This is a genomic window from Rhizobium sp. Root491, assembly GCF_001427205.1.
GTDB classification, from domain to species: Bacteria; Pseudomonadota; Alphaproteobacteria; order Rhizobiales; family Rhizobiaceae; genus Agrobacterium; species Agrobacterium tumefaciens.
On sequence record NZ_LMFF01000017.1, the window covers coordinates 365,525 to 391,217 of the forward strand.

Annotated in this window: 22 protein-coding genes and 2 pseudogenes; 12 read left to right on the top strand and 12 right to left on the bottom strand. The window is 59.6% G+C overall.

Going from position 1 to position 25,693, the window contains the following annotated elements; translation table 11 throughout:
* Window positions 1-38 precede the first annotated feature (38 nt).
* The 9 genes and pseudogenes from ASD46_RS21775 to ASD46_RS21810 all read right to left on the bottom strand — a co-directional run bounded on the left by ASD46_RS21775 (window position 39) and on the right by ASD46_RS21810 (window position 9,527).
* Window positions 39-1,613 (bottom strand): FGGY-family carbohydrate kinase, encoded by a 1,575-nt coding sequence (locus ASD46_RS21775; protein ID WP_013762308.1) that lies wholly within the window; start codon window positions 1,611-1,613, stop codon window positions 39-41.
* 60 nt (window positions 1,614-1,673) lie between these two features.
* Complete coding sequence (locus ASD46_RS21780) at window positions 1,674-2,393, bottom strand: HAD family hydrolase (protein ID WP_025595060.1); 720 nt, start codon at window positions 2,391-2,393, stop codon at window positions 1,674-1,676.
* A 6-nt stretch (window positions 2,394-2,399) separates the two neighbouring features.
* The gene (locus ASD46_RS21785; RefSeq protein WP_003516168.1) at window positions 2,400-3,884 is read right to left on the bottom strand and encodes a mannitol dehydrogenase family protein; all 1,485 of its coding nucleotides are present in this window, start codon (window positions 3,882-3,884) and stop codon (window positions 2,400-2,402) included.
* 91 nt (window positions 3,885-3,975) lie between these two features.
* Window positions 3,976-5,073, bottom strand: a complete 1,098-nt coding sequence (locus ASD46_RS21790) for an ABC transporter ATP-binding protein (protein ID WP_060642672.1) — start codon at window positions 5,071-5,073, stop codon at window positions 3,976-3,978.
* Window positions 5,074-5,085: 12 nt separating this feature from the next.
* Complete coding sequence (locus ASD46_RS21795) at window positions 5,086-5,910, bottom strand: carbohydrate ABC transporter permease (protein ID WP_003510506.1); 825 nt, start codon at window positions 5,908-5,910, stop codon at window positions 5,086-5,088.
* Window positions 5,911-5,922: 12 nt separating this feature from the next.
* Window positions 5,923-6,555 (bottom strand): annotated as a pseudogene (locus ASD46_RS27520) (carbohydrate ABC transporter permease); the annotation flags it as partial.
* A pseudogene (locus tag ASD46_RS27525) lies at window positions 6,545-7,174 on the bottom strand (carbohydrate ABC transporter permease); the annotation flags it as partial. The pseudogenes ASD46_RS27525 and ASD46_RS27520, both read right to left, overlap by 11 nt.
* Before the next feature lie 71 nt (window positions 7,175-7,245).
* Window positions 7,246-8,523, bottom strand: a complete 1,278-nt coding sequence (locus ASD46_RS21805; protein WP_025595916.1) for a D-tagatose-bisphosphate aldolase, class II, non-catalytic subunit — start codon at window positions 8,521-8,523, stop codon at window positions 7,246-7,248.
* Complete coding sequence (locus tag ASD46_RS21810; protein ID WP_025595918.1) at window positions 8,520-9,527, bottom strand: sugar kinase; 1,008 nt, start codon at window positions 9,525-9,527, stop codon at window positions 8,520-8,522. The genes ASD46_RS21805 and ASD46_RS21810 overlap by 4 nt, the downstream gene beginning before the upstream one ends.
* 311 nt (window positions 9,528-9,838) lie before the next feature.
* Here ASD46_RS21810 and ASD46_RS21815 point away from each other — a divergent pair, with 311 nt between their 5' ends.
* The 10 genes from ASD46_RS21815 to ASD46_RS21860 all read left to right on the top strand — a co-directional run bounded on the left by ASD46_RS21815 (window position 9,839) and on the right by ASD46_RS21860 (window position 20,200).
* Complete coding sequence (locus ASD46_RS21815; protein WP_025595920.1) at window positions 9,839-11,152, top strand: ABC transporter substrate-binding protein; 1,314 nt, start codon at window positions 9,839-9,841, stop codon at window positions 11,150-11,152.
* A gap of 270 nt (window positions 11,153-11,422) precedes the next feature.
* Window positions 11,423-12,193 (top strand): galactitol 2-dehydrogenase, encoded by a 771-nt coding sequence (locus ASD46_RS21820; protein WP_025595922.1) that lies wholly within the window; start codon window positions 11,423-11,425, stop codon window positions 12,191-12,193.
* A 16-nt stretch (window positions 12,194-12,209) separates the two neighbouring features.
* Window positions 12,210-13,220, top strand: a complete 1,011-nt coding sequence (locus ASD46_RS21825; protein ID WP_025595924.1) for a D-altritol 5-dehydrogenase — start codon at window positions 12,210-12,212, stop codon at window positions 13,218-13,220.
* A gap of 116 nt (window positions 13,221-13,336) precedes the next feature.
* Window positions 13,337-14,350, top strand: coding sequence for a LacI family DNA-binding transcriptional regulator (locus ASD46_RS21830; protein ID WP_025595926.1), 1,014 nt, complete (start codon window positions 13,337-13,339; stop codon window positions 14,348-14,350).
* A 262-nt stretch (window positions 14,351-14,612) separates the two neighbouring features.
* Window positions 14,613-15,971: an NAD(P)H-dependent oxidoreductase gene (locus ASD46_RS21835; RefSeq protein ID WP_003517962.1), complete on the top strand. Its 1,359-nt coding sequence runs from the start codon at window positions 14,613-14,615 to the stop codon at window positions 15,969-15,971.
* 17 nt (window positions 15,972-15,988) lie between these two features.
* Complete coding sequence (locus ASD46_RS21840; protein ID WP_003517960.1) at window positions 15,989-16,291, top strand: putative quinol monooxygenase; 303 nt, start codon at window positions 15,989-15,991, stop codon at window positions 16,289-16,291.
* Between the two features lie 12 nt (window positions 16,292-16,303).
* Window positions 16,304-17,206, top strand: a complete 903-nt coding sequence (locus ASD46_RS21845) for an NAD(P)-dependent oxidoreductase (protein ID WP_060642673.1) — start codon at window positions 16,304-16,306, stop codon at window positions 17,204-17,206.
* Window positions 17,207-17,227: 21 nt separating this feature from the next.
* A complete protein-coding gene (locus ASD46_RS21850) occupies window positions 17,228-18,223 on the top strand; it encodes a DctP family TRAP transporter solute-binding subunit (RefSeq protein ID WP_060642674.1) in 996 nt (331 codons plus the stop codon).
* Window positions 18,224-18,364: 141 nt separating this feature from the next.
* Window positions 18,365-18,916, top strand: coding sequence for a TRAP transporter small permease (locus ASD46_RS21855; protein ID WP_003517954.1), 552 nt, complete (start codon window positions 18,365-18,367; stop codon window positions 18,914-18,916).
* A gap of 3 nt (window positions 18,917-18,919) precedes the next feature.
* Entirely contained in the window at window positions 18,920-20,200 is a 1,281-nt protein-coding gene (locus tag ASD46_RS21860; RefSeq protein WP_003517952.1) for a TRAP transporter large permease, read from the top strand.
* A gap of 24 nt (window positions 20,201-20,224) precedes the next feature.
* Here ASD46_RS21860 and ASD46_RS21865 read toward each other — a convergent pair whose 3' ends face one another.
* Together ASD46_RS21865 and ASD46_RS21870 are read right to left on the bottom strand one after the other, a co-directional pair.
* A complete protein-coding gene (locus ASD46_RS21865; protein WP_025595931.1) occupies window positions 20,225-21,121 on the bottom strand; it encodes a LysR substrate-binding domain-containing protein in 897 nt (298 codons plus the stop codon).
* A gap of 88 nt (window positions 21,122-21,209) precedes the next feature.
* The gene (locus ASD46_RS21870) at window positions 21,210-22,406 is read right to left on the bottom strand and encodes an MFS transporter (RefSeq protein WP_003517947.1); all 1,197 of its coding nucleotides are present in this window, start codon (window positions 22,404-22,406) and stop codon (window positions 21,210-21,212) included.
* Between the two features lie 123 nt (window positions 22,407-22,529).
* Between ASD46_RS21870 and ASD46_RS21875 the strand changes: the two genes are divergently transcribed.
* Window positions 22,530-23,384, top strand: a complete 855-nt coding sequence (locus ASD46_RS21875; RefSeq protein ID WP_013761429.1) for an AraC family transcriptional regulator — start codon at window positions 22,530-22,532, stop codon at window positions 23,382-23,384.
* On the opposite strand, the gene ASD46_RS21880 is transcribed toward ASD46_RS21875, so the two are convergent.
* Window positions 23,381-24,271, bottom strand: coding sequence for a helix-turn-helix domain-containing protein (locus ASD46_RS21880; RefSeq protein WP_060642675.1), 891 nt, complete (start codon window positions 24,269-24,271; stop codon window positions 23,381-23,383). The genes ASD46_RS21875 and ASD46_RS21880 overlap by 4 nt on opposite strands.
* Before the next feature lie 93 nt (window positions 24,272-24,364).
* Between ASD46_RS21880 and ASD46_RS21885 the strand changes: the two genes are divergently transcribed.
* The gene (locus ASD46_RS21885; protein WP_060642676.1) at window positions 24,365-25,636 is read left to right on the top strand and encodes an ABC transporter substrate-binding protein; all 1,272 of its coding nucleotides are present in this window, start codon (window positions 24,365-24,367) and stop codon (window positions 25,634-25,636) included.
* Window positions 25,637-25,693 lie beyond the last annotated feature (57 nt).

The following is a 25,693-nucleotide window of genomic DNA, read 5'->3' on the forward strand; positions in this document are numbered from 1 at the left end:
CCGTCCGCCACGACCTTACCTGCCGTTGTAGGCAAAGATCAGAGGCTTTCCAGCTCCTGGCGATGGCGGTGCATGGCGAGAAAACGGCGATAATCCCGCTCGTAAAGCGGTGTGAGCGCTGGATTGCCTGGGATTTCCGTATTGCCCGGATACATGGCGGCACCCGCCGCTGCAAGGCCCGCATGCACACCGCCGGCGGCTGCCGCCGTCATTGCCGTGCCGAGAAGAACGGCGTCGGCTGTGGCAGGCACGACGATGCGCTTGCCGGTCACATCAGCGTAAAGCTCCATCAACAGCGGGTTCTTCACATGGCCGCCGGTAACGTGCAGGCTTTCGACGGCATAACCGAAACGCTCCATCGCATCCAGCACATGGCGCGCACCAAGCGCAATCGCCACGGCAGTGCGCCAGTAGAGCCGGCAGAGACTGTCGAAGGATGTATCGAGCGTCAGCCCGCTGATGACGCCCACCGCATGCGGATCGGCGAGCGGTGAGCGGTTGCCGTGGAAATCCGGCAGTACATGCAGCCGTTCGGCAAAGGCCGCGCCCTCGAGCGCGCGCAATTCGGTAACCCGCGCAACGATGCGGGCGTGCAGCGCCGTATCCGGCTCTCCGCCCGCCGCGTGCATGCGCACGATATGATCAAGCAGCGCGCCGGTGGCAGATTGCCCGCCCTCCACCAGCCAGTGGCCGGGCAGCACCGCCTGCCAATAGGGACCCCACAGGCTGTGGCCTGGCATCTGCCGCTCGGACATGGCGACAAGGCAGCTGGAGGTGCCGGCGATCAGCGCCACATGTTTACCCACATCATCAGAAAGGCATCCGCCAAGCGCACCCAGCGTGCCGGCGTAAGCATCGATCATGCCCGCCGCCACCTGACAGCCGGTGTCAAGGCCGAGTTCGGCGGCAGCCTCGGGCGAAAGCGGGCCGATGGCTGTGCCCGGCATCACGGTCGTTTCAGGCAGGCCTGCCCGCTGTTTCAGATCGCCAAGCCCGGCAAGATTGAGATAATCCGCCTGCCAGCCGGGATTTTCCTGCGCCAGAAAATTCCACTTCGCCGTCTGCGTGCAATTTGAACGCTTGGTGGAACCGGTTGCCTTCCATGTCAGAAAATCCGCCAGATCGAAGGCGAAAGACATGCGCGCCCAGCTTGCCGGCAAATTCGCCTTCAGCCACATCAGCTTCGGCATCTGCATTTCCGGTGACACGCTTTTACCGGCGAAATCCAGCACGCGGTGGCCGGATGCCGTCAGCCGGTCGGCCTCGCCGATTGCCCGATGGTCCAGCCAGACTATGGTGTCGAACCGGTCTTTGCCCGTGACGGAGACCGAAACCGGTTCCCCACGCTCATCACGGATAACGAGCGAGCAGGTAGCATCAAAACCAATGGCGGCTATGCTGTCGGGTGACACACCCGCGTCGGCAAGCGCTGCTCTCACCGCAAGGCAGACGGCGTTCCATATATCGGTGGAATCGTGTTCGGCATGGTTTTCCTGCGGCCTTTGCATCAGGATGGGATGGGTTGAGCGGGCGAGAAGCCTGCCGGTCGGGTCGAAAATCCCGGCGCGGGCGCTCGCCGTTCCGACATCGACAGCGACGAGATTTTGACGCATCAAGACTTCAGTTCCATCCCTCGCGTAACGACCTCCGGGCGGTGCCAGGCATGGTTTCCTTCAGCCTGCGTCACGTTCCACCTGGCTGTCAAAACCGCCCTTCCCCATATAATCGCCGACAAGTTGAACCAAATCTTCCATGGCGTCAAACGTGGCATTGGCCCCGAGCTCCGCGATCTTTTCGCGAAATGCCGGAAACCGCGCATGCGAGCCGCCGGTGAAGGCAAAAACCGCCATGCCGGCTGCCTTCGCCGCCGCAATGCCCGCCGGGCTGTCCTCGATCACGATGCACTGACGCGCATCAGTGCCCATCAGCCTCGCCGCATGCAGGAAAAGGTCGGGTGCCGGCTTGCCGTTCTTCACCATGGTGGCGCTGAAAACATGCGGCTCAAATTTATCGATGAGACCGGTCAGCCCCAGCGAGTAACGGATGCGTTCCGGTTGACTTGAGGAGGCAACGCAGCGTTTGAAGGCCACCAGCCTGTCCAGCGTTTCGGCAATGCCGTCGATGGGACGCAACTCGGTGCGGAAACGCTCAAACAGCGTCGCGCGCATATGCTCGAGAAAATCGATGTCGGTCTCGATACCGTATTCCTCAAACAAAGTCGTCGTCATGCTGGCAACGCTGCGACCGAGAAAGCGGTTGTAGGCCTCTTCCTCCCCCATCTCCACGCCAAGATGGGAGAGCATGTCGAGAAGAACCGAGATGGAGACCGGCTCGCTGTCGACCAGAACGCCGTCGCAGTCGAAAATCAGAAGAGGTCCGGTTCCGTCTCGCATCTCACGTCACTTTTCAGCCAGCTTGTCATCCAGATAAAGCTGCAAGGTCTTCGCCGTGCCTTCGTGCCACAGTGTCGTCAATGCATGAGAGAAGCGTTTACGGAAAAGCTCCGATTCGGCAACCTCCCCGAAGATATCGTCAAGTGAAAGGAAGGCCATCGGGTCGTCCTTGGCCTTTGTGGCTGCCGCCTGTAGCCGCTCGGCGCTGGCGTCGTTGAAGGTGATTTGCCTGCCGCTGTCGGAGGTGCCGTAGAAATAACGGCACCAAAGTGCTGAAACCAGCGACAGACCGACGATATCTTCACCGCGCGCCAGACGGTCGGCGGTGGAGGGCAGGATGAATTTCGGCTGGCGGTTGGAGCCATCCTGCGCGAGGCGCGGAATGGTATCACCGATTTTCGGGTTGAGGAAACGCCGTTCGATCAGGCCGAAATATTCGCCAAGATCGGTATCGGGCACGGGCGGAATGACCGGGATGATCTCTTCCTTTTCGAGCTTTGCCAGAAACGCCCGGATCAGCGGATGCTCCATCGCCTCATGCACGAAATGGATGTCGAGCAGCGCTGCCGGATAGGCGATCGCCGCATGGCCGCCATTGAGAATGCGGATTTTCATGTGCTCGTAAGGCGCAACATCCTTGACGAACTGAACGCCCGCCTTTTCGAGCGCCGGTCGGCCCGCCGGGAAATTATCCTCCATCACCCATTGCTTGAACTCTTCGCAGAAGACCGGCCAATTGTCCTCGATGCCGAAATCGTCACGGGCGATATTGCGTTCGCGCTCTCCCGTGGCGGGGGTGATGCGGTCGACCATCGAATTGGGGAAAGCGACGTTGTCGCCGATCCAGTTGGCGAAGGCCGGATCGAACAAGGCGGCGAGACCGACCACCGCGTTTTTGGTGACCTTGCCATTATGGGGAATGTTGTCGCAGGACATGACGGTGAAGGGTGAAAGCCCCTTGTCGCGCCGCGCCTTCAGCCCGGCAACGATAAGGCCGAACACGGTTTTCGGGGAAGACGGGTTCCTGCCATCCTCGGCAATCGCGGGATGCTGCGGATTGAAGGAGCCGGAAGCATCGATGAAATAACCGCCTTCGGTAATCGTCATCGAAACAATTCGGATTTTCGGATCTGCGAGCGTGTCGATAATGCCTTGGGTATCGCCAACCTTCAGAATGTCGATCATTGGCCCGGTGACGCGCGCACCGGTGCGATTATTGTCCTGCTCCACCACCGTGGTCAGGAAATCCTGTGCGGCAAGTTTTTCGCGCATTACCGCGTCCGATGGCAGTACACCCGCACCAATGATGGCGAAGTCGTGGTCCGCGCCGGTGTTGAACAGGTCGTCCAGATAGACCGCCTGATGGGCGCGGTGGAAATTGCCGACGCCGAAATGCACGATTCCGGCGGAAAGATCGGCCCGGGAATAGGCCGGAATCGCCGCGGTTTTTTTGGCTTCATCAAGCGTGGCGAGGGAGAGTTTGCATGTCATGTCACGATCCTCGAAGGGGAAACGTTGTTTGTGCCAGGACCGGATGACAGATACCCGGCACGCAGCGCGGATTTGCCTTCCGGTCTTCGCGTCATATCGCGATGCCCTTGTCATCGAACCTGTGGATTTTGGCGTCATCGGGTGTGATGAAGACGGTATCGCCGTGTTTGCATTCGAATTCACCGTCGGTTCTGGCAGTGATGGGGCCGATGCCGGAGACGTCGAGGTGGAGGAAGGTATCGGAGCCGAGATGTTCGGCAACCGTGACCTTGCCCTGCCACAGGCCGGTTTCTTTCGACAGCGTCAGGTGCTCGGGCCGCACGCCGGCGGTGGTCGCGTCGGAGCCGAGATGTTCGGCAACCGTGACCTTGCCCTGCCACAGGCCGGTTTCTTTCGACAGCGTCAGGTGCTCGGGCCGCACGCCGGCGGTGGTCGCACCCTTTTGCCGGGCGTARTCGCCGGTCACCAGGTTCATGCGCGGCGAGCCGATGAAGCCGGCGACGAAGAGGTTGGCGGGCGAGCGGTAAAGCTCCATTGGTGAGCCGACCTGCTCGATATTGCCGCGGTTGAGGACCACGATCTTGTCGGCCATGGTCATGGCCTCCACCTGGTCGTGGGTGACGTAGATCATCGTCGTCTTCARCGTGTTGTGCAGCTCGGAGATTTCCAGCCGCATGGTGCCGCGCAGCGCCGCATCGAGGTTGGAGAGCGGYTCGTCAAACAGGAAMGCCTTCGGTTCGCGCACGATGGCGCGGCCGATGGCCACGCGCTGRCGCTGGCCGCCGGACAGTTGCGAGGGCCGGCGTTCGAGATAATCGGTGAGGTTRAGGATRCGGGCGGCATCGTCGACCTTCTTGTCGATGACAGCCTTGTCGAGCTTGGCCATCTTCAGCGGGAAGGCGATGTTGTTGCGCACGCTCATATGCGGATARAGCGCATAGGACTGGAACACCATGGCAAGGCCGCGCTCGGCCGGGGCCTTTTCGGTGGCGTCGTTGCCGTCGATGACTATTCTGCCGCCGGAGACGTCTTCCAGCCCGGCAATCAGGCGCAGCAGCGTTGACTTGCCGCAGCCGGAGGGGCCGACGAAGACGACGAACTCGCCGTCATGGATATCGAGATCGATCGACGGGATGACTTTTGCCTCGCCGAAGAGCTTGGACACGTTCTGAAGGGAAATGCTGCCCATTATTGTCGTTCCTTATTTCACGGCGCCAAAGGTGAGGCCACGCACGAGTTGTTTCTGCGAGAACCAGCCGATGACGAGAATGGGGGCGATCGCCATCATCGAGGCGGCCGAGAGCTTGGCCCAGAACAGCCCCTGCGGTGAGGAGAAGGAGGCGATGAAGGCCGTCAGCGGTGCCGCATTGGTGGTCGTCAGCCGGATGGTCCAGAAGGATTCGTTCCAGGCGAGAATGACGTTCAGAAGCAGCGTCGAGGCAATGCCCGGAACCGCCATTGGGGTCAGTACATGCACGATCTCGTTCCAGAGCGAGGCACCATCCATGCGGGCTGCCTCGAGAATCTCGCCGGGGATTTCGCGGAAGTAGGTATAAAGCATCCACACCACGATCGGCAGGTTGATGAAGGTGAGCATGACGGTCAGCCCAATGCGGGTATCGAGCAGGCCGGCATTGCGGAAGATCAGGTAGATCGGCACGAGCACCGCCACCCCCGGCATCATCTTGGTGGAGAGCATCCACATCAAAATGTCCTTGGTGCGTTTGGTCGGCGAGAATGCCATGGCCCAGGCGGCGGGAATGGCGATCATGAGCGCGATGATCGTCGAGCCGAGCGACAGCACGACCGAGTTCATGAACGGCTTGAAGTAATCGCGCTGGGTCTGCACGGTGATGTAGTTTTCGAGTGTGCCCGAGGGAATGAGGCTGAAGCCTGCGATCGCCTCCGGCTCGGTCTTGATCGAGGTGAGGAAGGCGTAAAGGATCGGGAAGAACAGCAGCAACGCCACGGCCCATGCCGCGATGGTGAAGCCGATCTTTGCGCGTGTCGTTGTCTTGCGGGCCATGATCGCTTCTCCTTAACGGTCGAGGTTCTTGCCGACGGCGCGCATCAGGAAGATGGCGACGATATTGGCGAGCACGACGGCGATGATGCCACCGGCCGATGCGCCGCCGACGTCGTAGCCCAAAAGCGCCGTGCGATAGATGAGGAAGGCAAGGTTGGTCGAGGCRTARCCSGGGCCGCCATTGGTGGTGACGAGGATTTCCGCGTAAACGCCGAGCAGGAAGATCGTCTGGATGAGGATGACGACGGTGATGGCGCGGGCAAGATGCGGCAGCGTCAGGTAGATGAAGCGGTTGATGAAGTTGGCGCCATCCATCTCGGCCGCTTCCTTCTGCTCGCCATCGAGCGACTGGAGGGCGGTGAGCAGGATCAGCGTTGCAAAGGGCAGCCATTGCCAGGCGACGATGATGATGATGGAGAGCAGCGGAAACTGCGCGAACCAGTCGACCGGCTGCAGGCCGAAGAAGCGCGACAGATCGGCAAGCACGCCGTAACCGGGATGCATGATCATGTTCTTCCACACCAGCGCCGCRACAGGCGGCATGACGAAGAAGGGCGAGATGATCATGATGCGCACGATGCCCTGACCGAAGATGTCCTGGTCAAGCAGAAGCGCAATCGCAATACCGCCGATGACGGGCAAGATGCGGCAGCGTCAGGTAGATGAAGCGGTTGATGAAGTTGGCGCCATCCATCTCGGCCGCTTCCTTCTGCTCGCCATCGAGCGACTGGAGGGCTGTGAGCAGGATCAACGTGGCAAAGGGCAGCCATTGCCAGGCGACGATGATGATGATGGAGAGCAGCGGAAACTGCGCGAACCAGTCGACCGGCTGCAGGCCGAAGAAGCGCGACAGATCGGCAAGCACGCCGTAACCGGGATGCATGATCATGTTCTTCCACACCAGCGCCGCRACAGGCGGCATGACGAAGAAGGGCGAGATGATCATGATGCGCACGATGCCCTGACCGAAGATGTCCTGGTCAAGCAGAAGCGCAATCGCAATACCGCCGATGACAGTGATGAGAAGCACGCCGCCGACGATGGCAAGCGTGTTGAAGATCGACTGGAAGAAGGCCGGATCGGTATAGAAATACTGGTAATTGAACAGGCCTGCRAAGCTGACATTGGCAGGGTTGAGGAGATTGTAGTTCTGGAACGARAACCACAGCGTCATCGCCAGGGGCACGATCATCCACACCAGCARAAGCAGCACCGAAGGCGCAAGCATAACCCGCGCCAGACCGCTCGTGTTTCGTGTTGCCATTGGTAGTCCCCTCCATGACCGATACCCGCAACGTCTCCGCCGGGGCATCCGAATTTAACTTGACGATTGTCTTAGCCGCGACCTTCGCCCGTCGCCGCATGGTAGGTTGCCAGCACCTGATCCACCGCGGCGATCAGAACCTCCTCCATATCCTTGCCTGCAACCGTGGCGAGCGGCAGCTCGCCGAGGTATTGGCGCAGCAGGGTTTCGGGAATTGTCTTCCCGTCAAGCGCCTTATGCAAGGCGGAAACGGCTGCGAGCGCCTCGGGCCTTGTCCAGTAATAGCGAATGCGGTCGCTGTAGCTGTAGTGACGCTGCAATCTGAGCGTGATGTCATCACCATGGTAATGACCCTGCCAGTCGCCGGGCGCGCCGAGCATCAGCTGTTCCATGGTCCGCGCCAGCGGCCGGTCGCCATAGTCGCCGACCATCTCGGATGCGATCATATCGAGAGCGTAGAGTGCTTCGCGGTAAGCGAAGGTCAGCCCCGGACCGACTTTCAGGATCGGATATCCATCGCGCACAAGGGCGCCAAGCGCTGCTCTCGTTTGATAATCCGTCGAGTGTGCCTCAAAGACCAGTTGCGGTTCGCCGTCCAGCACGGCGCTGAGCGCCGTGGCCGCATCCGGATTGTAAGCGACGACATTGTCGCTGCCGAATTCCACGCCGGGCTGCACGACAAAGGCGATGACCCGTTCGAACGCATCGGAAAGACCGTACTGCGCGAATATCTCACGGTGCAGGTCAATGGTCATGCGCGCCGCCTGCGGCTCGGTGGGCGCCACCGTGTCGAGCACGTGATCGGCGCCGCCCGGCACCGGCACTTCGGTACCGAGAATGTAAAGCGGTTTTGGCAGCCCCGCCTCGGCGGCTGCCTTTTCGGCGACAGCCGCGAGTTTTGCCGCGCGATTGGCAATCGTAACGTCATCCAGTGCGGCCGGCTCACCGGCGCAGCCCATCGACGCATCCAAATGAATCTTGCGAAAACCGGCTGTGACATAGGCTTCGACCATGGTGGCTGCTTTTGTCAGCGCGTCCTCGGCTTTCTCCTCGCGCCAGGGATTGGGACCGAGATGATCGCCGCCGAAAATCAGGAGCTCGCCGGGCAGTCCCTCTTCCTGCGCAATGCTATTGACGAAGGTAACGAAGTCGCGCGGCGTCATGCCGGTATAACCGCCGAGATGATTGACCTGGTTGCAGGTGGCCTCGATCAGCACGGCTGTTTGACCGGCAGCGGCGCGGCGGATTGCGGCGCGCAGGACAACGGGGTGGGCAGAGCAGACCGAAGTGATGCCTGCCGGCTTGCCAGCACGGCGAGAGGCTGCGAGGTTTTCCAGAATGGCGGTCATAGGACTTCCTCCGACAATAGCGAGGTCATGAAGGCGTCAAGTTCGGCAAGGCTGGCAGCGCCTTCCATGGGGCCGCGCTTTATGACGTTGTGCGCGCCTGATGCATTGGCATAGGTGAGCGCTCTTTCGGGATGCATGCCGAGGCGGCGGCAGGTGAGGTAAGTTGCGCCGAAACAGTCGCCGGCGCCGGTCGGATCAATTTCCGAGACCGTCAGTCCGGGGGCGTCGATGCGGCCATAGGCGCGGCTGAAGTGGCTGGCGCCTTGCGCGCCGCGCTTCAGCACGATCTCGCCGATACCGGAGGCGAGGAGCTTTTCTATCGCTGCGTCCTCGTCATCCAGACCGGAGGCAGCTTGAAGTTCTTCGCCGGAAGGCAGCAGAAGGTCGGTGACATCAAGGAGATCGTCGATCAGCTTGCGGCCCTCGTTACCCTGCACCAGTTCCTTGCGGATGTTCGGATCGAAAGACACCGAGCCGCCGCGCGCCTTGACGCTTTTGATCGCCTCGAGAATGATCTCGCCGATACCGGCAATCGCAAACGCCGATCCCATGACGTGCACATGGCCCGCCTGTTCGATGAGAGCCTGCGCCTTATCAGTCATGTGCGTTTCGCGCGCTGCCGAATGGGCGATGTTGAAAACGAAATCCCGTGCGCCGTTTTCCCTGTAGCGGACAAAAGCGCTGCCGGTCGGCCGGTCCGCAATGGTGGCGATGGCCGATATGTCCACGCCGTCACGGCGCAGCCGCTCGATGTTGAGGCGGCCGAAATCGTCATCGCCAACAGCCGCGATAATGCCGGCGCTGCCGCCGCAACGCGCGACCTGATCGATGAAAATGGCGGGCGCGCCGCTTGGAAAGGGGCCGATCAGCGTTTGCGGCTCGAGAAAGCCGTCGCCCACTGTCGTCGCCATGATTTCCACGAGGATTTCACCCGCCGTAATGGTCGGGCCTTTCGCGTGCGGCGCAAGTGCGGATACCTGCCTCATCATCTCCTCCATATGCATTCGGCTCCCACCTTTCCGGTGGGTGCAAATCCCCGGCGTCCCGGCTCTGTTATTTTCCGGATATCAGTTAAAATTTACGCGCGTCAAGATATTTTTTGATGGTGTTTTTGTTGCGATGCAACAAGTAAAGCGGATCATGTAATTATTTTTGATGACATTATCGACTTTAAAACAGCTATTTATAGCAATATATCCAAGAGTGCTCACGTCACATTTTATTTTTGGATGTTGACAAATGGCGCGATTTTGCGAGATAAAAATTTACGCATGTATTGTTATGCGTGGACATCCGTAAAGGAGGAGCGGGTCTCATGAGCAAATTCATTGGAATTCTGTCGTCGTCTGTGGTTGGAGCGGGCCTTTTGGCCGGACTTGCGCAGGCGGAAGAAATCAACATCGCCACCGTCAACAATGGCGACATGATCATCATGCAGAAGCTTTCCAGCGCCTGGGAGAAGGAAACAGGAAACAAGATCAACTGGATCGTGCTGGAAGAGAATGTTCTGCGCGAACGCGTCACCACCGATATCGCCACCAATGGCGGCCAGTTCGACATCATGACCATCGGCGGTTACGAAGCGCCGATCTGGGGCAAGCAGGGCTGGCTGGCTCCGGTCGATGATCTCGGCGACGATTACGATTACGCCGATCTGCTCGATCCGATCAAAAAGGGCCTGACGGTGGACGGCAAGCTTTACGCGGTGCCGTTTTATACCGAAAGCTCGTTCACCCTTTACCGCAAGGACCTGTTCGACGCGGCCGGCCTGAAAATGCCTGATAATCCGAGCTACGACCAGATCAAGGACTTCGCGGCCAAGCTGACGGACAAGTCGAAACAGCAATATGGCATTTGCCTGCGCGGCAAGCCGGGCTGGGGCGAGAACATGGCTTTTCTCGGTACCATGATCAATACCTATGGTGGACGCTGGTTCGACATGGACTGGAAGCCGCAGCTGACGAGCGAGCCGTGGAAAAAGGCGATCTCGGATTATGTTGCGCTGATGACCTCCTACGGCCCGCCCGGTGCGGCCACCAACGGATTTAACGAGAACCAGACGCTGTTCGCATCCGGCCATTGCGCGATGTGGATCGACGCCACCTCGGCTGCGGGACGTATCTACGATCCCAAACAGAGCCAGGTTGCCGACAAGACCGCTTTCACGCGTGCTCCGGTAGAGGCAACGCCGAACGGATCGAGCTGGTCGTGGTCATGGAACCTTGCAATTCCGAACACCACGAAGAAGCTCGAAACCGCCAAGTCATTCGTTAAATGGGCGACCTCGAAGAACTATGTGAAGACGGTCGGTGAAAGCGAAGGCTGGGTCGCCGTGCCGCCCGGTACGCGCAAATCCACTTATGAGCTGCCGGAATACAAGAAGGCCGCACCCTTTGCGGATACGGTGCTGAAAGCCATCATGTCCGCCGATCCGTCGAAGCCGACAAAAGATCCGGTTCCCTATACCGGTGTGCAGTTCGTCGCCATACCGGAATTCCAGTCGATCGGCACGGTTGTCGGCCAGCAGATTGCGGCAGCACTCTCCGGCCAGCACACCGTCGATACGGCGCTCGAAGGCGCCCAGAAACAGGTCGAGCGTGACATGACCCGCGCGGGCTACATCAAGTAGCCGCGTCCTCCCGGCGTGCCGCCCGTTCGTCACTTTGGCGGCGGGCGGCATGGGTGGGGCTGGCGCACCCGCCGCCCTCATTCCTGTGCTTGTTACAGAAATCCAGTCAGCCCAAGTCCTTGGGCTGAAAAGGACTCTCTCGCCACGCAGACGCGCGTCGGCTGGATTCCTGTGACAAGCACAGGAATGAGGGGAGTGAGAAAATCGCATCTAACACAAACGCGCATGGCCGAGTTCATCCATTACCCGCTATGCATCACGGAGATCGACATGAGATTGAAGAACAAGGTCGCGCTGATTACCGGCGCCGCCCGCGGCATCGGCCTTGGTTTTGCACAGGCTTTCGCCGATGAGGGTGCAAAGGTCATCATCGCCGATATCGATATTGCCAGGGCGACCGCTTCTGCAGCCGCTATAGGCCCATCCGCCAAGGCCATCCGTCTGGACGTGACTGACCTTGGTCAGATCGATGCGGTTGTAAAGGCGGTCGATGAGGAATTCGGCGGCATCGATATTCTCGTCAACAATGCCGCGATCTTCGATATGGCGCCGATCAACGGCATTACCGAAGAAAGCTATGAGCGGGTTTTCGACATCAATCTCAAGGGGCCGCTTTTCATGATGAAGGCCGTCTCCAATGTCATGATCGCGCGCGCGCGCGGCGGCAAGATCATCAATATGGCGAGCCAGGCCGGTCGGCGCGGTGAGGCGCTCGTGACGCTTTATTGCGCTTCCAAAGCGGCGATCATTTCCGCCACGCAGTCGGCGGCGCTGGCGCTCGTCAAACACGGCATCAACGTCAATGCGATTGCGCCGGGTGTCGTGGATGGCGAGCACTGGGAAGTGGTCGATGCGCATTTCGCCAAATGGGAAGGCTTGAAGCCGGGTGAGAAGAAGGCGGCGGTGGCCAAATCCGTGCCGATCGGCCGTTTCGCTACGCCGGATGACATCAAGGGCCTTGCAGTTTTCCTCGCCTCTTCCGACAGCGACTATATTCTCGCCCAGACATATAATGTCGACGGCGGCAACTGGATGAGCTGAAAAGCCGGAGATGACCATGCATGCGATTCAATTCGTCGAGAAGGGACGAGCCGTGCTTACGGACGTGCCCGTCGCCGATCTGCCGCTGGGGCATGCCCTTGTCCGGGTCAAGGCTTCGGGGCTGTGCCATACCGATATCGACGTGCTGCATGCGCGTTACGGTGACGGTGCCTTTCCCGTCATTCCGGGCCATGAATATGCCGGCGAAGTTGCGGCGGTGGCGGCAGATGTCACAGGCATCAAGGTCGGCGACAGGGTTGTCGTCGATCCCAATCTGCCGTGCGGCACCTGCCCCAGTTGCAGGAAAGGGCTTACCAACCTTTGCAGCACGCTGAAGGCCTATGGCGTTTCCCACAATGGCGGTTTTGCGGAATTCAGCGTGGTGCGCTCCGACCAACTGCATGGCATAGGTTCCATGCCCTATCACGTGGCAGCACTTGCCGAACCGCTCGCTTGCGTCGTCAACGGCATGCAGAGCGCGGGTATTGGCGAGCGTGGGTCGATGCCGGGCAATGCGCTTGTTTTTGGCGCCGGCCCCATCGGCCTGCTGCTCGCCCTGTCGCTGAAATCACGCGGCATCGCGACGGTGACGATTGCTGACATCAACGAAAGCAGGCTGGACTTCGCTGAAAGTCTTGGACTTCAGACGGCGGTTTCCGGGTCTGAGGCGCTGCTGCGGCAACAGAAGGCGTTCGATTTCGTGGCGGATGCGACCGGCATCGCAGCTGTTGCGGAAGCAATGATCCCGCTGGTCGCGGATGGCGGCACGGCGCTATTTTTCGGTGTCTGCGCGCCGGATGCCCGTATCTCGGTTGCGCCTTTCGAAATCTTCCGGCGGCAGCTGAAGCTTGTCGGCTCACATTCGCTGAACCGCAACATACCGCAGGCGCTTGCCATTCTGGAAACGGATGGCGATGTCATGGCGCGGCTGGTGTCGCACCGGCTGCCGCTTTCGGATATGCTGCCGTTCTTTATGAAAAAGCCGTCCGATCCGGCCACGATGAAAGTGCAATTTGCAGCCGAATGATCGTTTGGCCGTTGATAACCGTATTCGACCGGCTTTTCGTGCGAAGGCCGGTCGATATAGAGTACCACATGTAATATTTCATGGGGGCAAGCACTTTGGCCAAATCTATCAGGACGATGGAAGAGTTCTCGGAATTCGTCGGCCTTTCCCGCCCGACTGTTTCGAAATACTTCAATGATCCGGCCTCGGTCCGCAAGAAGACGCGGGATGCCATCGAGGATGCGCTGAAGAAATCGGGCTTCCGACCGAATATCTTCGCCGTCAACCTCAACCGCCGCCGCTCCAATATCATCGGCATCATTATTCCCAACTCAACCGACCCGTTCTACATGGCGCTGACGAGCCGTATCGAACTCATCGCCAACGAGGCGGGGTTCCTTGCCTTCGTGCTGTCGTCCGACGGCAAGGCGGAAATCGAGGATCGGGCCATCCGCACCTTCAAGTCGATGAATGTCGCAGGCGCCATTATCGCTCCGCTCGGCGTCAAGTCCCATCGCGCCACGCTAGAGCAGCTGGCAGCCATCATACCGATCGTCTATGTCGATTCTCCACTCGACGAGACCTCGGCCTTCGTCGGCACCGACAACCGCCAGAGCGTCGGGCTGATGGTGGATTATCTCTGCCGTTCGGGCGAGCCGCCCTGTTTCTTCGACATGCCGCAGGTCAATACCAACGCCGCAACGCGCCGCACGGCCTATGAGGAGGCGATGCAGCGTCTTGGTTTCGAGCCGCATGTCATAGGTGTTCCCGGCACCGTAACCTGGGATTTCGAGCGTTTCGCCTTTGATGAAGCGACCCGGTTACTGGATGGGGCAGGGCATTTGGCCTCGCGCACTATTTTATGCGCCAATGACCGTATCGCCTTCGGTGTCATCGCCGCCGCTTTCCAGAAGGGCATCAGGGTCGGCCATGGCACGGATTACGATCTAAGGGTCGCCGGCCATGACGATCATCCGCTTTCGCGTTATGCCTGCCCGCCGATTACCACGGTGGCGCAGAATTACAACGAGATCGGCAGACTATCGATCGAACTTCTGCTGCAGAAGTTGAACGAGGAGGCGGATGACACGACACGGATGCGCGAGCGCATTCTCCTCAGTGCCGATCTGATGCTGCGCAAATCAGCTTGATAGTTTGTTAGAAAAATTAAAAGAAAAATCTGTTTTTCTAAATAGAACTAATATTTGAACGCTCCTACTCTGTTCCCAGGGTTGCTTTGGGAGGCGACCGCGGGAGCCGGCGCAAGTGTGTGCCGGGATCCGGGAGGAACGCAGAAACGTCATGTCTTCGGTGCCGCGAGGGTTAACCCTTCGTAGCCTCGGTATCGCATGGCCTTCGCCGGGCTGACTGGGCACTCTCGCCAGCAATTTCCCCAGCGAAGGATGTCAAAACATGAATCTCTATTCTCTTCTGTCGCAGCGCGCAGCCGGTGGCAAGCCCGTCAGGGTGGGTCTCATCGGTGCCGGCAAGTTCGGTTCCATGGTTCTGGCGCAGGCGCAGCGCATCGCCGGTTTCCACATGGTCGCCGTCGCTGATCTCAATGTCGGCAAGGCGCGGGAATCGTTTGACCGCGTCGGCTGGCCGAAGGAGCGTTATGACGCGACGAGCTGCGCCGATGCGCTGAAGAGCGGCAAGACCTATGTGACTGACGATGTGAACGAACTGTTCGCCTGCGGCGAGATTGAATGCGTGATCGAGGCGACCGGCCATCCGCTGGCTGGCGCGCGCCATGCGCTCGGAGCCATCGACCACAACAAACATGTCGTCATGGTCAATGTGGAGGCCGATGTGATGGTCGGGCCGATCCTGGCCGAAAAAGCGAGGGCCAAGGGTCTTATCTACTCCATGGCTTACGGTGACCAACCGGCCCTGATCTGCGAATTGGTCGATTGGGCACGCGCCACCGGCTTCGAGGTCGTTTCCGCCGGCAAGGGGATGAATTTCGAGCCGCGTTACCGGTATTCGACGCCTGATACGGTCTGGAGCTACTTCGGCTGGACTGACGAGGAAGTGGCCAAGGGCGACTTCAATCCGAAAATGTACAATTCATTTACCGACGGCACCAAGGCGGCCATCGAAATGGCGGCGGTCGCAAACGGCACGGGGCTGGATTGCCCGGATGACGGTCTGGCCTTCCCGCCCGCAGGCCTGCATGATCTCGCCCGCGTCTTTCGCCCTGCTGCCGATGGTGGCCGCATGTCGCGTTCCGGTCTCGTGGATATTGCCGCAAGCCAGGAGCCGGATGGTCGCGAGGTGTTTAATAACATCCGTTACGGCGTTTTCGTCACCTTCAAGGCGCATAACGAATATGCCCGCGCCTGCTTCAAGCAATATGGACTGCTGACCGATCCTTCGGGCTGGTACGCCTCCATGTGGCGTCCGTTCCACATCATCGGTCTCGAAACTTCGATAAGCGTGCTTTCGGCCGTACTGCGCAATGAGGCCACCGGTTGCTCGAAGGAGTTCCGCGGCGATGCGGTTGCGACGGCCAAGAAGGACATGCAGCCCGGCGAAATGCTTGATGGCGAGGGCGGTTACGCGGTCTGGGCCAATGCCATCCCTGCCACCCGCAGCCTCGACATCAAGGCGCTGCCGATCGGTCTTGCCCATAATGTCAAGCTGAAGCGCGCCATCAAGAAGGATCAGATCGTCAGCTTCGATGATGTGGAACTGGTGAGCGACTTGGATGTGGTGAAGCTTCGCCAGGACATGGAAAACCAGTTCCGTCCGCAAAAAGACGCTGCGGCGTGATGGACGGAGAACGGGACATGCCGAATGGAGCTTTCGTGGTAATCGCGGAATTCCGGGTCAAGCCTGACGCGATGGATGCCTTTCTTAACGCAGCGCAAGATGATGCCACCCATTCGGTTCAGGATGAACCGGGTTGCCGGCAATTCGATGTGGTGCGGCCGGAATCCGGAAACAACGTGGTGTTCTATGAGGTCTATGACAGCCGCGAAGCTTTCGACGACCATCTGAAAACACCCCATCTCGACCGGTTTCGCGAGGCGTTTCCCGCCCTCATCGAAGAAGAGTTGCCGGTTCGTTTCCTCAACCGGCAATGGCTTTGAAGGGTGGAAAAAATGCAGGACATCCGCGAAATCGCTGTCATCGGAACGGGCATCATGGGTGCACCCATGGCGGCGCGTCTGGCGGAGGCCGGTTTTTCCGTCAAGGCCTGGAACCGCAGTGCTGAAAAAGCTGCGGTTCTGGCGGCAAAGGGCGTGCAGCCGACGGCCACGGCTGCCGAAGCTGTAGCCGAAGCCGATGTCGTGCTCTGTATGCTGAGTTCCGGGCCGGTCTGCGACGAGGTTCTGCTCGGCGCCTCGGGTGTCGTTTCCACCATGAAGCCTGGTGCATTTCTGCTGGTGATGAGTTCGATTCCGGTCGACAGCGCACGGGAACAGGCGGAGGCGGCAAAGGCTCATGGCGTCGCTTATGTCGACGCACCGGTTTCCGGCGGCGAAAAAGGGGCGACTGAGGGAACGCTCGCCATCATGGCCGGCGGTGAGCAGCGGGATGTGGACGCATTGCGGCCACTCCTCAATTGCCTCGGCCGCGTCACCCATGTCGGTCCGGTGGGCTGCGGTTCATTGGCCAAGCTGGCCAACCAGCTGATCGTGGCTTCAACGATCTGCGCCGTAGCGGAAGCTTTGACGCTGGTTGAAGCGGGGGGAGCCGACCCGGCGCAGGTGCGCCAGGCTTTGCTTGGCGGTTTTGCCGAGTCCACCGTCTTCCGCCAGCACGGCAAACGCATGGTGGAAGGCGATTTCCGCCCCGGCGGGCCGGCGAAATATCAGCTGAAGGATACGTCCACGGCGCTGGCTTTCGCCAAGAGCCGTGGCCTGAAATTACCGGTCGGCGAGGAGGTTGACCGGCTATTCCACTCCATGGTCGAGCATGGCGCGGGCGAGCTTGATCACAGCGGTGTGATCCTTGAAGTTAAACGCATGAACGCGTTCGGAGGAACGCTCGAAACTGTTTAGAGACAACAACGGGAGGAACACATGAAAATTTCAAAACTTTACGGGCTGGCTCTTGCCGCCACCATGCTTGTTGCATCGATCGCGCAGGCGGAAACGCTCACGCTTTCGACGCCGGATTCCGATACGTCGGAAATCACGCTCGCGGCCAACAAGTTCGCCGAGATTGTTTCGAAAAAGACTGACGGCAAACTCAAGATCAAAGTGTTTCCGAACGGCACGCTTTATGGCGGCGATCCTTCGGCGGGCGTTAAGCAGCTGGCCGGCGGTTCGCTCGACATGCTCTTGAACTCGACATCGCTTTACGCGACGTTCAATCCGAAATTCACGGCCATCGCCATTCCCTATCAGTTCCGCGATATTGACCAGCTGCGCGTCTATCTTGACAGCGATCTTGGCAAGGAGCTTTCCGGCGATCTGAGCAAGATCGGCATTCTCGGGCTCGATCTCTGGTCTCGGCCGTTGCGCCAAATCACCAACTCCAAGGCGCCGATCAAATCGCCTGCCGATCTCAAGGGCATGAAGCTGCGTGTGCCGAACAATCCGCTCTGGGTCGAATTCTTCGGCGCCATGGGTGCTGCCCCGACGCCGATGGCCTTTGCGGAAGTCTATAACGCGCTCCAGCTGAAAGTCGTCGACGGGCAGGAAAATCCGGTCAACGTGCCTGTCAGCGCCAAGCTTTATGAAGTGCAGAAATACCTGACGATCAGCAACCACATCGCTGACGCCTGGGTGCTGGGCATGAACCCGGCCCGTTTCGAAGGCCTCGACGAAGGCTTCAAAACGGCGTTGAGGGACGCGGCCACGGAAACCGAGCTGTGGAAAGCCGAGAACGATGCTGCCGATATCGACAAGTCGCTCGCAACGCTGAAGAAGAACGGCATGGAGGTCAACACGCTGACCGACGACGAGCGCAAGGCTTTCGTGGCTGTCGCGACTGGTCTTTCGGCAAAATTCTCCGCCCTCGTGAAAGATCAGGCGTTTTTCGACAAGACGCAGGCTTTCCTCAAGACGAACTGACGCCGCCAGTGAAAGGAGGGTCGGGCTTGCACCGATTAGCAACCCGGCCGCTCCCATCGTCAGCAAGGGTTGCCTTGCCGTAGCGGCAGGGTGGCATTCGTTTTACCGGATATCCGGTTTCAGCAGTGGAAGGGTATTGTCATGCGCGATACGAAACCGTCGGTGCTCGGCACCATCGTCAAGGTCATCGCTGATGTCGCCGCCGGGGCGGCCTGTTTCGGTATTCTTGTCGTCGTTCTTCTCCAGGTCATTGGCCGCCTCATCGGCAGCCCTCTTCCATGGACCGAGGAGGCGACGCGCTTTCTCTTCATCTGGATGGTGTTCCTTGGCCTTGCCGCCGGTTTCCGCACTGTTGAAAGCGCGCGGGTCGTGGTGTTTCTGGTGCTGTTCCACCGCCTGTTCAGGCGGTTGGCGGTGCCGATCTATGTCGGTTCTTCGGTGTTCTTCTTCGGCATGATGGGCTGGACGGGCTTCACCCTGGTGCGCCAGCAGATCATGATGAACGAGACCGCCGCGACCTTGCCCATCCCCATGTGGACCATCGGCATGGTTCTGCCTGTCTCGGCCGTCATCGCCGTGCTGGCCATCATCGAATCTCTGCGCAGCAGGCGGGACCTGATCGCGCTACCCGAGATCGGTATCCCCGCGGACGAGATCGCCCACGCCGATATCTCTATTTCAGCAGGACATTGAGCCATGTCGGTCTTTCTTCTCATCGCTTTTTTCGGTCTCAGCATGCTGGGTGTGCCGCTCGCCATCGCTTTGGCGCTCGCCAGTGTCGGCACGCTGTGGCTCTTCACCTCCATGCCCATGGACCTTCTGTCGCAGACGATGTTCTCGTCGATGAACTCTTTCCTTCTCGTCGCCGTGCCACTCTTTATTTTGGTCGGTACGGTGATGGAGCGCGGCCGTGTGGCGGAGCGCATCTTCGATTTCGCCGAGGCGATGGTCGGCTGGCTTCCCGGTGGACTTGGCCACGTCAACGTCATTTCGTCGGTCATCTTTTCCGGCGTCTCCGGCTCCTCAGTCGCCGATATCGCCTCTGTGGGCGCAATCGAAATCAAGGCCATGGAGCGACACGGATTTCCAAAGGGTTATGCCGTCGGCATGACGCTCTGCACCTCCACGCTCTCTTCCATCATCCCGCCGTCGATCCTGATCGTGATTGCCGGTTCCATCGCCAATGTGTCGATCGGCACGCTGCTCATTGCGGGTCTGGTGCCTGGCCTCTTCATCGCCTTCGCTTTTCTTGTCTTTAACCACTTCTATTCGGTGCATTACGGCTACAATCCGCCGACGCCCTTCAATTTCCGTCTGGTTATCGTCACCGGCCTTCGCGCAATCCTGCCGATGCTCACGCCGCTGATCCTCATCATCGGTATCGCCAGCGGCCTGTTCACGCCGACGGAAGCCGCGGCCATCGCGGTTGTTTATGTGGCCGTATTGGGTGTGCTGGTCTATCGCACGCTGCCGGTTCGCGAATTGCCGGAAATACTGATATCCACGGCGCGCATTTCCGGCACCATCCTCTTCATCGCCGCCACCTCGCAGCTTGCCGCCTGGGTCTTCACCTTCGACGGCCTGCCGGAACAGGTGGCCGAGCTTTTGAAGGCGATGAACCTTGGGCCGATGTCGGGCATGCTGGTGATCTTCGTTTTCCTGCTGATCATCGGCATCTTCATGGAGGCTATCCCCGCCATGTTCATCCTCATTCCGGTGCTGATGCCGCCGGTGGAGGCGCTGGGCATCGATCCGATCCACTTCCTGATCGTGACTGTCATGACGCTGACACTTGGCCTTGTAACGCCGCCGGTCGGGGTCTGCCTGTTCGCGGCAGCACAGGTGGCGAACATGAAGATCGAGGACGTCATTCGTGGTTCGCTGGCGCCAATGACGGTGCTGACACTCGCCATATTCGCACTCGTGCTTTTCCCGGTGCTGACGCTCGGGCCGATACGGTTGATGGGTCTTTATTGAGACTGAAACAGGGAGCCTGAAGCATCAGACAACGCGACGGGCACGCCACTCGTCGCGTTGTTTTCGCATCCACTCCAGAAACAGCGTCACTTTTCTCTGACGCAGGTGGGAATGCGGGCAAACGATCCATTGCGTGACGAGCTTGATGCGGGGCGCATCGGCCACGGCCGGGATCAGCATTCCGCGTTGCAGTTCCCGCTCCATCATCAACGTGCTTTCCAGCGCCACGCCGATGCCCAGAACGGCGGCGTCGATGGCCATGTGGCTGCGATCGAACAGAACGCGACGCCAGCGCTTTTCAGCCGTCACGCCGGAAAGCGGGAACCAGTGGTTCCATTGCGCCTGCGCCTTGACCGAGTGGATAAGCCGTTGGTTCTGCAAATCTTCGGGCAGGAATGTACCGGCACCGGGCATGTCCGGTGAACAGACCGGCAGGAACTCCTCCTCCACGAGTCCTTCCACAAACAGGCCCGGCCAGCGGCCATCGCCATGGCGCAGCTCTATGTCGACAAGCTCCTGCGAAAAATCGGTCGGCTCGTTGGTGCCGTCAAGGCGCACTTCCAGTTCGGGATGCTCCTCCAGAAAGGAGCCGAGACGCGGCAGCAGCCATTTGTTGGAAATGGTCGGGGTTGCCCTGATTGTCAGCGTGGTCACCGAGCGGAAGCCGCGAATACTGTCGGTGGCATCGCTGATCTGCTCGATCTGTGCGGTGATCATCGAGAAGTACCGCTCGCCCGCCTCCGTCAGCGTCACCTTGCGGCCGGTCCGCGCCATCAGCGTCGTGCCAAGCTGGCCTTCGAGCAACTGGATCTGCTGGGAAACGGCTGAAGGCGTAACGCTCAGCTCTTCCGCCGCCCGCGAAATGCTGCCCGCCCTTGCCGCAGCATGAAAGACGAGGATCGATTTTATCGGTATCTGCATGTGGCTGGTCTTCGCTCAACGAATTACGGCAGTCACCGTGATTATCACAGGTGACTGCCGTGACGAAACGCTTGAGAGCGAAGGGTCTTTACCGGTGGCTCGGCAACTTTGGCAAAAGCACGGTCAACAGGCCGAGCAGCGGCAGGTAGGAGCAGATGCGATAGACGAACTCGATGCCTTCCTTGTCCGCATAGATCCCGAGAACCGCGGCCCCGATGCCACCGAAGCCAAAGGCGAAACCGAAGAACATGCCGGCGATGAGACCAACGCGCCCGGGTACCAGTTCCTGCGCGAACACGACGATTGCCGAGAAGGCGGAAGAGAAGACGAAGCCGATGACGACGACGAGAACGGTCGTCCAGAACAGGTTCGCATAGGGCAGCATCAGCGCGAAGGGAATGACGCCGAGGATCGAGAACCAGATGACGACGCGCGAGCCGAAGCGGTCGCCGATCGGACCACCGAAGAAAACGCCCGCCGCAGAAGCGCCAAGGAAGAGGAACAGCAGAACCTGCGCATCCTGCACGCCCAGCCCGAACTTCTCAATGGTGTAGAAGGTGAAATAGCTGGAAAGGCTAGCGAGATAGGCGTTCTTGGTGGCGGTCAAAACCACCAGCACGGCAAGCGTCATCATCACGGTGCCGCGTGCCAGCGGAAGTGCGCGGCTGGCCGGAGCCTTGCCGACATTCGCGCGGCGGTGGCGGGTATACCAGACGCCGACCCAGGACAAGACGGCAAAGCCCATCAGCGCGATCAGTGAGAACCAGCTGAGGCTGGCTTGACCGAACGGGATGACGATGAAGGCGGCCAGCAGCGGGCCGATGGCCGTGCCTGTATTGCCACCAACCTGGAAGAAGGACTGTGCCAGACCGTGGCGACCACCGGATGCCAGACGGGCAACGCGTGACGCCTCCGGATGGAAGATCGCCGAGCCGACACCGATCAGGCAGGCGCCGATCACGAGCACCTCGAAGCTGTGAGCGAATGCGAGCGTGATGAGGCCAGCACAGGTGGAGAGCATGGCGACTGGCAGGGAGAAAGGCATGGGCCAGCGATCGGTCACCATGCCGACGACCGGCTGCAACAGCGATGCCGTGACCTGAAAGGCGAAGGTGAGCAGCCCGATCTGCATGAAGTCGAGCGCATAATTGGCCTTCAGCAGCGGATAAAGCGACGTCAGTAGCGATTGCATGATGTCGTTGAGCATGTGGCAGAAGCTGGCTGCTGCAATGATTGAAAACGCCGTGCGTTGCGGGCTGAACCCGGTGCTGGTGACGGTGGCCATGATGTATCCTCTCCAGATTCCCCGCGAGAGACGGGAAACGTGTCTTTATTTCTTCCCGCTTTTATTCATATTGTTTCTGGCCTGCTTTCGTGTTCTGGACGAGTTTCTTTGTGAATGGGCCAAATGGCAAAAATCAAATCGCTAAAACCCGCCCGTCTGGCGGATGACGACCATGAGCGCAGCCTGAAATTGATCGACGGCACCAACGAGCCGGTGCTGGCGCTTCACCGTGCCTATCCGACAGGACACCGTACCCCGGTCCACAGCCATGGCCGGGTGCAGATATGGTGCGCACGCCAGGGCGTCGTGCTGGTCAGCACCGCCGCAGGGCGCTGGATGATACCGCCCGGTCACGGGCTTATCATTCCAGCCGGGCTGAAACACGAGGCCGAGATCATCTCAACGGTGGAGATGCATTCGATCTACGTTCACCCCGATCTGTTTCAAGCCGGGGCCCCAAGGGTGGTGGAAATTACCGCCCTTGCCTCCAGCCTGATTTCGGAATTGCTGGGCGAGGAGTTGCAACCAGCCGCTTTTCACCGGCAGGGACTGGTGCGGGCGCTTCTGCTTGATGAGGTCAACCGTCTGCCTGAACGCCCGCTGGGATTACCCTTTCCCGATAATCAGCGTCTTGCCGGTCTTTGCCGCGAGTTCCTGAAAAAGCCTGTGGCCAGAGTGGAAATCGATGACTGGGCCGCCGCCATGGGCATGAGCCGACGCTCCTTTACGCGGTTATTTCGTAAAGAGTTGGGGGTGAGTTTTGTCACCTGGCGTCAGCAGGCCTGCATTTTTGCGTCTCTGCCTAGGCTTGCCGCGGGCGAGGCGGTGACCAATGTGGCGCTGGATGCCGGTTATGAAAATATTCCGGCTTTCACCACCATGTTCCGGCGAATGCTCGGCAATTCGCCCCGCGCCTATCGCAAGGCGGCAGGTCAGCGCAGTGCCGGCTACTCCGATTTTGAAGAGGCGGAAAATTAAGCCGCCGTCGCGCGCATATCGCGGCGGAAATCGGAAGGCGACATGCCGGCGATCTGACGAAACGCCTTGTTGAAGGCGCTGACGGAGCCGAAGCCGCTTTCCATGGCAATCTGCAAAATATTGTCCTTGCCGTTCATCAGCATCGCCTGGGCGCGGGAAAGCCTGAGCAAGGTCAGGTATTTGATCAGCGTCATGCCGGTGGATTTGCGAAACAGGTTCATCGCATATTTCGGATGAAGCGAGGCGGCGCGGGCAATTTCGGTCGCGTCGATGTCGTCTAGAAAATTGGCGGCAATGAAATCGCACATGCGCACCACGCCGATTGAGGGCGCCATGCTCTCGTCGTTCTCTTCCCGTTTGCCGCTGACGGCGGAGGATATGACGGTATAGGGCTCGAGGAACATGCGCTCCACCCGCAGCAGCAATTCTTCCACCGCGTGCTGCGCCTTGGCCGGATCACCCGACGTGGCGTAACGGAACCAGCGGCCGAAATTTTCCTCGTCGGCCCGGTCCGTCTGTGCACTCACCATCGTTGCGCCGCCCATCAGCAGGCTGGAAACCGCAGCCGGCAGCCGCATGCGGAAAAAATGGACGAGCGGCAGATGCGCGCCCGCATAAATCGAATCATCGGAGGAACGGTCCATCTGGTGCGGCTGGCCGCCCCAGAAAATGCACATCTGGCCGGCATCGAGCGAAAGGTCGTGGTCGCCCATCCGGTAATGTACGGATCCCGACATCACATAGTTCACCTCCACTTGCGCATGCCAGTGCGGCCTGAGCATGATGGGCGGGTGGTTGTAAAAAAGCTGGAGCGTGGTCGGCATGCCTTCGATGCTGCTTGCACCCGGCTGGTAGAAGGCTCTTTCGGCAATCTTACTTTCCGCCAAATCGATGTTCCCTTTGTACGAGACAGATTTCCTGCCGCCGGTAATGTGCCCATGTTCGCTAAAGAACGGCAATTGAAAAAAGGGAGGTTTTCAATGTGCTTTAAATTTCTTGGCGCGTCGACGGCTCTGGTGCTCCTTGCAGCACCGGTAATGGCGCAATCCGAGACCGTAACCATCTGGAGCTGGAATGTCGCCGCATCGGCGCTTAAATCCACTGTCGAAGGGTTTAACAAGCAAAATCCTGACATCAAGATTGTTGTTGAAGACCTTGGAAACGGTCAGGTTTTCGACAAGACGCTGGCGGCTTGCGCAGCGGGTGGCGACGGCCTCCCGGATATTGTAACGGTCGAAAATTTCGAGGCGGAACTGTTCTGGAGCCGGTTCCCGGATTGTTTCACGGATTTGACTGCACTTGGCTATACGCCTGAAAAACAGGCGCTTTTTCCTGACTTTAAGCGCACGGAACTGGAAGTCGATGGCGTAGCTTATGCGGTGCCTTGGGATTCGGGTCCGGTGGCCGTTTTTTACCGGCGCGATTTCTACGAAAAGGCTGCTGTCGATCCGGCCACCATCAAAAGCTGGGATGATTTCATCGCGGCTGGCAAGAAGGTCATGGCCGCCAATCCCGGCACCGTGATGGCGCAGGCCGACTTCAACGGCGACAGCGAGTGGTTCCGCATGATCGCCAACGAGCAGGGATGCGGTTACTTTTCGACCGACGGCCAGAACATCACCATCAACAAACCTGCCTGTGTCGCGACGCTTGAAAAGATCAAGCAGATGAAGGATGCCGGCATCATCACGGCTGCGATCTGGGATGAGAAGATTCAGGCCAATACTGCCGGCAAGGCCGCGAGCCAGATGTATGGCGCCTGGTATGAAGGCACGGTTCGCTCCGGCTCTCCCGGTCTTTCGGGCAAGTGGGGTGTCTATATGATGCCGAGCCTTACGCCTGACGGTCCGCATGCAGCCAATCTCGGTGGCTCTTCGCTGGCGATAAGTTCGGCGTCCAAGCACAAGGAAGCCGCCTGGAAGTACATCGACTACGCGCTGACCACCAATGAGGGGCAGGTGACGATGCTGAAGTCCTTCGGCCTCGTTCCCTCGCTTCTCTCCGCCATCGATGATCCTTTCGTCAAGGAAAAGCAGCCCTATTGGGGTGGGCAGGCGGTCTGGACCGATATTCTGGCGACCCTGCCGAAAATCGTGCCCAGCCGTGGCACCGCGTTCCAGTCGGATGCAGATGCGATCTACAAGGCGACGCAGACCAAATATTTCGCGGGTGGTTATACCGATGCGAAAGCAGCTCTCGACGATGCCGCAAAGCAGATCGAAACGGCCACGGGGCTGCCGGTCGCGGAATGAAGCTCTCGGATGGCCGGCCTTGCGATTTAGCAGGACCGGCCTCTCCAAGCTTTCCAA

Excerpts from the sequence above, each read along its gene's own strand:
- ASD46_RS21850 (WP_060642674.1), top strand. The coding sequence starts at position 17,228 with ATGAAAATTTCAAAACTTTACGGGCTGGCTCTTGCCGCCACCATGCTT.
- ASD46_RS21775 (WP_013762308.1), bottom strand. The coding sequence starts at position 1,613 with ATGCGTCAAAATCTCGTCGCTGTCGATGTCGGAACGGCGAGCGCCCGC.
- ASD46_RS21865 (WP_025595931.1), bottom strand. The coding sequence starts at position 21,121 with ATGCAGATACCGATAAAATCGATCCTCGTCTTTCATGCTGCGGCAAGG.
- ASD46_RS21870 (WP_003517947.1), bottom strand. The coding sequence starts at position 22,406 with ATGGCCACCGTCACCAGCACCGGGTTCAGCCCGCAACGCACGGCGTTT.
- ASD46_RS21810 (WP_025595918.1), bottom strand. The coding sequence starts at position 9,527 with ATGCATATGGAGGAGATGATGAGGCAGGTATCCGCACTTGCGCCGCAC.
- ASD46_RS21855 (WP_003517954.1), top strand. The coding sequence starts at position 18,365 with ATGCGCGATACGAAACCGTCGGTGCTCGGCACCATCGTCAAGGTCATC.
- ASD46_RS21830 (WP_025595926.1), top strand. The coding sequence starts at position 13,337 with ATGGAAGAGTTCTCGGAATTCGTCGGCCTTTCCCGCCCGACTGTTTCG.
- ASD46_RS21815 (WP_025595920.1), top strand. The coding sequence starts at position 9,839 with ATGAGCAAATTCATTGGAATTCTGTCGTCGTCTGTGGTTGGAGCGGGC.
- ASD46_RS21835 (WP_003517962.1), top strand. The coding sequence starts at position 14,613 with ATGAATCTCTATTCTCTTCTGTCGCAGCGCGCAGCCGGTGGCAAGCCC.
- ASD46_RS21845 (WP_060642673.1), top strand. The coding sequence starts at position 16,304 with ATGCAGGACATCCGCGAAATCGCTGTCATCGGAACGGGCATCATGGGT.
- ASD46_RS21825 (WP_025595924.1), top strand. The coding sequence starts at position 12,210 with ATGCATGCGATTCAATTCGTCGAGAAGGGACGAGCCGTGCTTACGGAC.
- ASD46_RS21885 (WP_060642676.1), top strand. The coding sequence starts at position 24,365 with ATGTGCTTTAAATTTCTTGGCGCGTCGACGGCTCTGGTGCTCCTTGCA.
- ASD46_RS21820 (WP_025595922.1), top strand. The coding sequence starts at position 11,423 with ATGAGATTGAAGAACAAGGTCGCGCTGATTACCGGCGCCGCCCGCGGC.
- ASD46_RS21875 (WP_013761429.1), top strand. The coding sequence starts at position 22,530 with ATGGCAAAAATCAAATCGCTAAAACCCGCCCGTCTGGCGGATGACGAC.
- ASD46_RS21840 (WP_003517960.1), top strand. The coding sequence starts at position 15,989 with ATGCCGAATGGAGCTTTCGTGGTAATCGCGGAATTCCGGGTCAAGCCT.
- ASD46_RS21860 (WP_003517952.1), top strand. The coding sequence starts at position 18,920 with ATGTCGGTCTTTCTTCTCATCGCTTTTTTCGGTCTCAGCATGCTGGGT.
- ASD46_RS21780 (WP_025595060.1), bottom strand. The coding sequence starts at position 2,393 with ATGCGAGACGGAACCGGACCTCTTCTGATTTTCGACTGCGACGGCGTT.
- ASD46_RS21795 (WP_003510506.1), bottom strand. The coding sequence starts at position 5,910 with ATGGCCCGCAAGACAACGACACGCGCAAAGATCGGCTTCACCATCGCG.
- ASD46_RS21785 (WP_003516168.1), bottom strand. The coding sequence starts at position 3,884 with ATGACATGCAAACTCTCCCTCGCCACGCTTGATGAAGCCAAAAAAACC.
- ASD46_RS21805 (WP_025595916.1), bottom strand. The coding sequence starts at position 8,523 with ATGACCGCCATTCTGGAAAACCTCGCAGCCTCTCGCCGTGCTGGCAAG.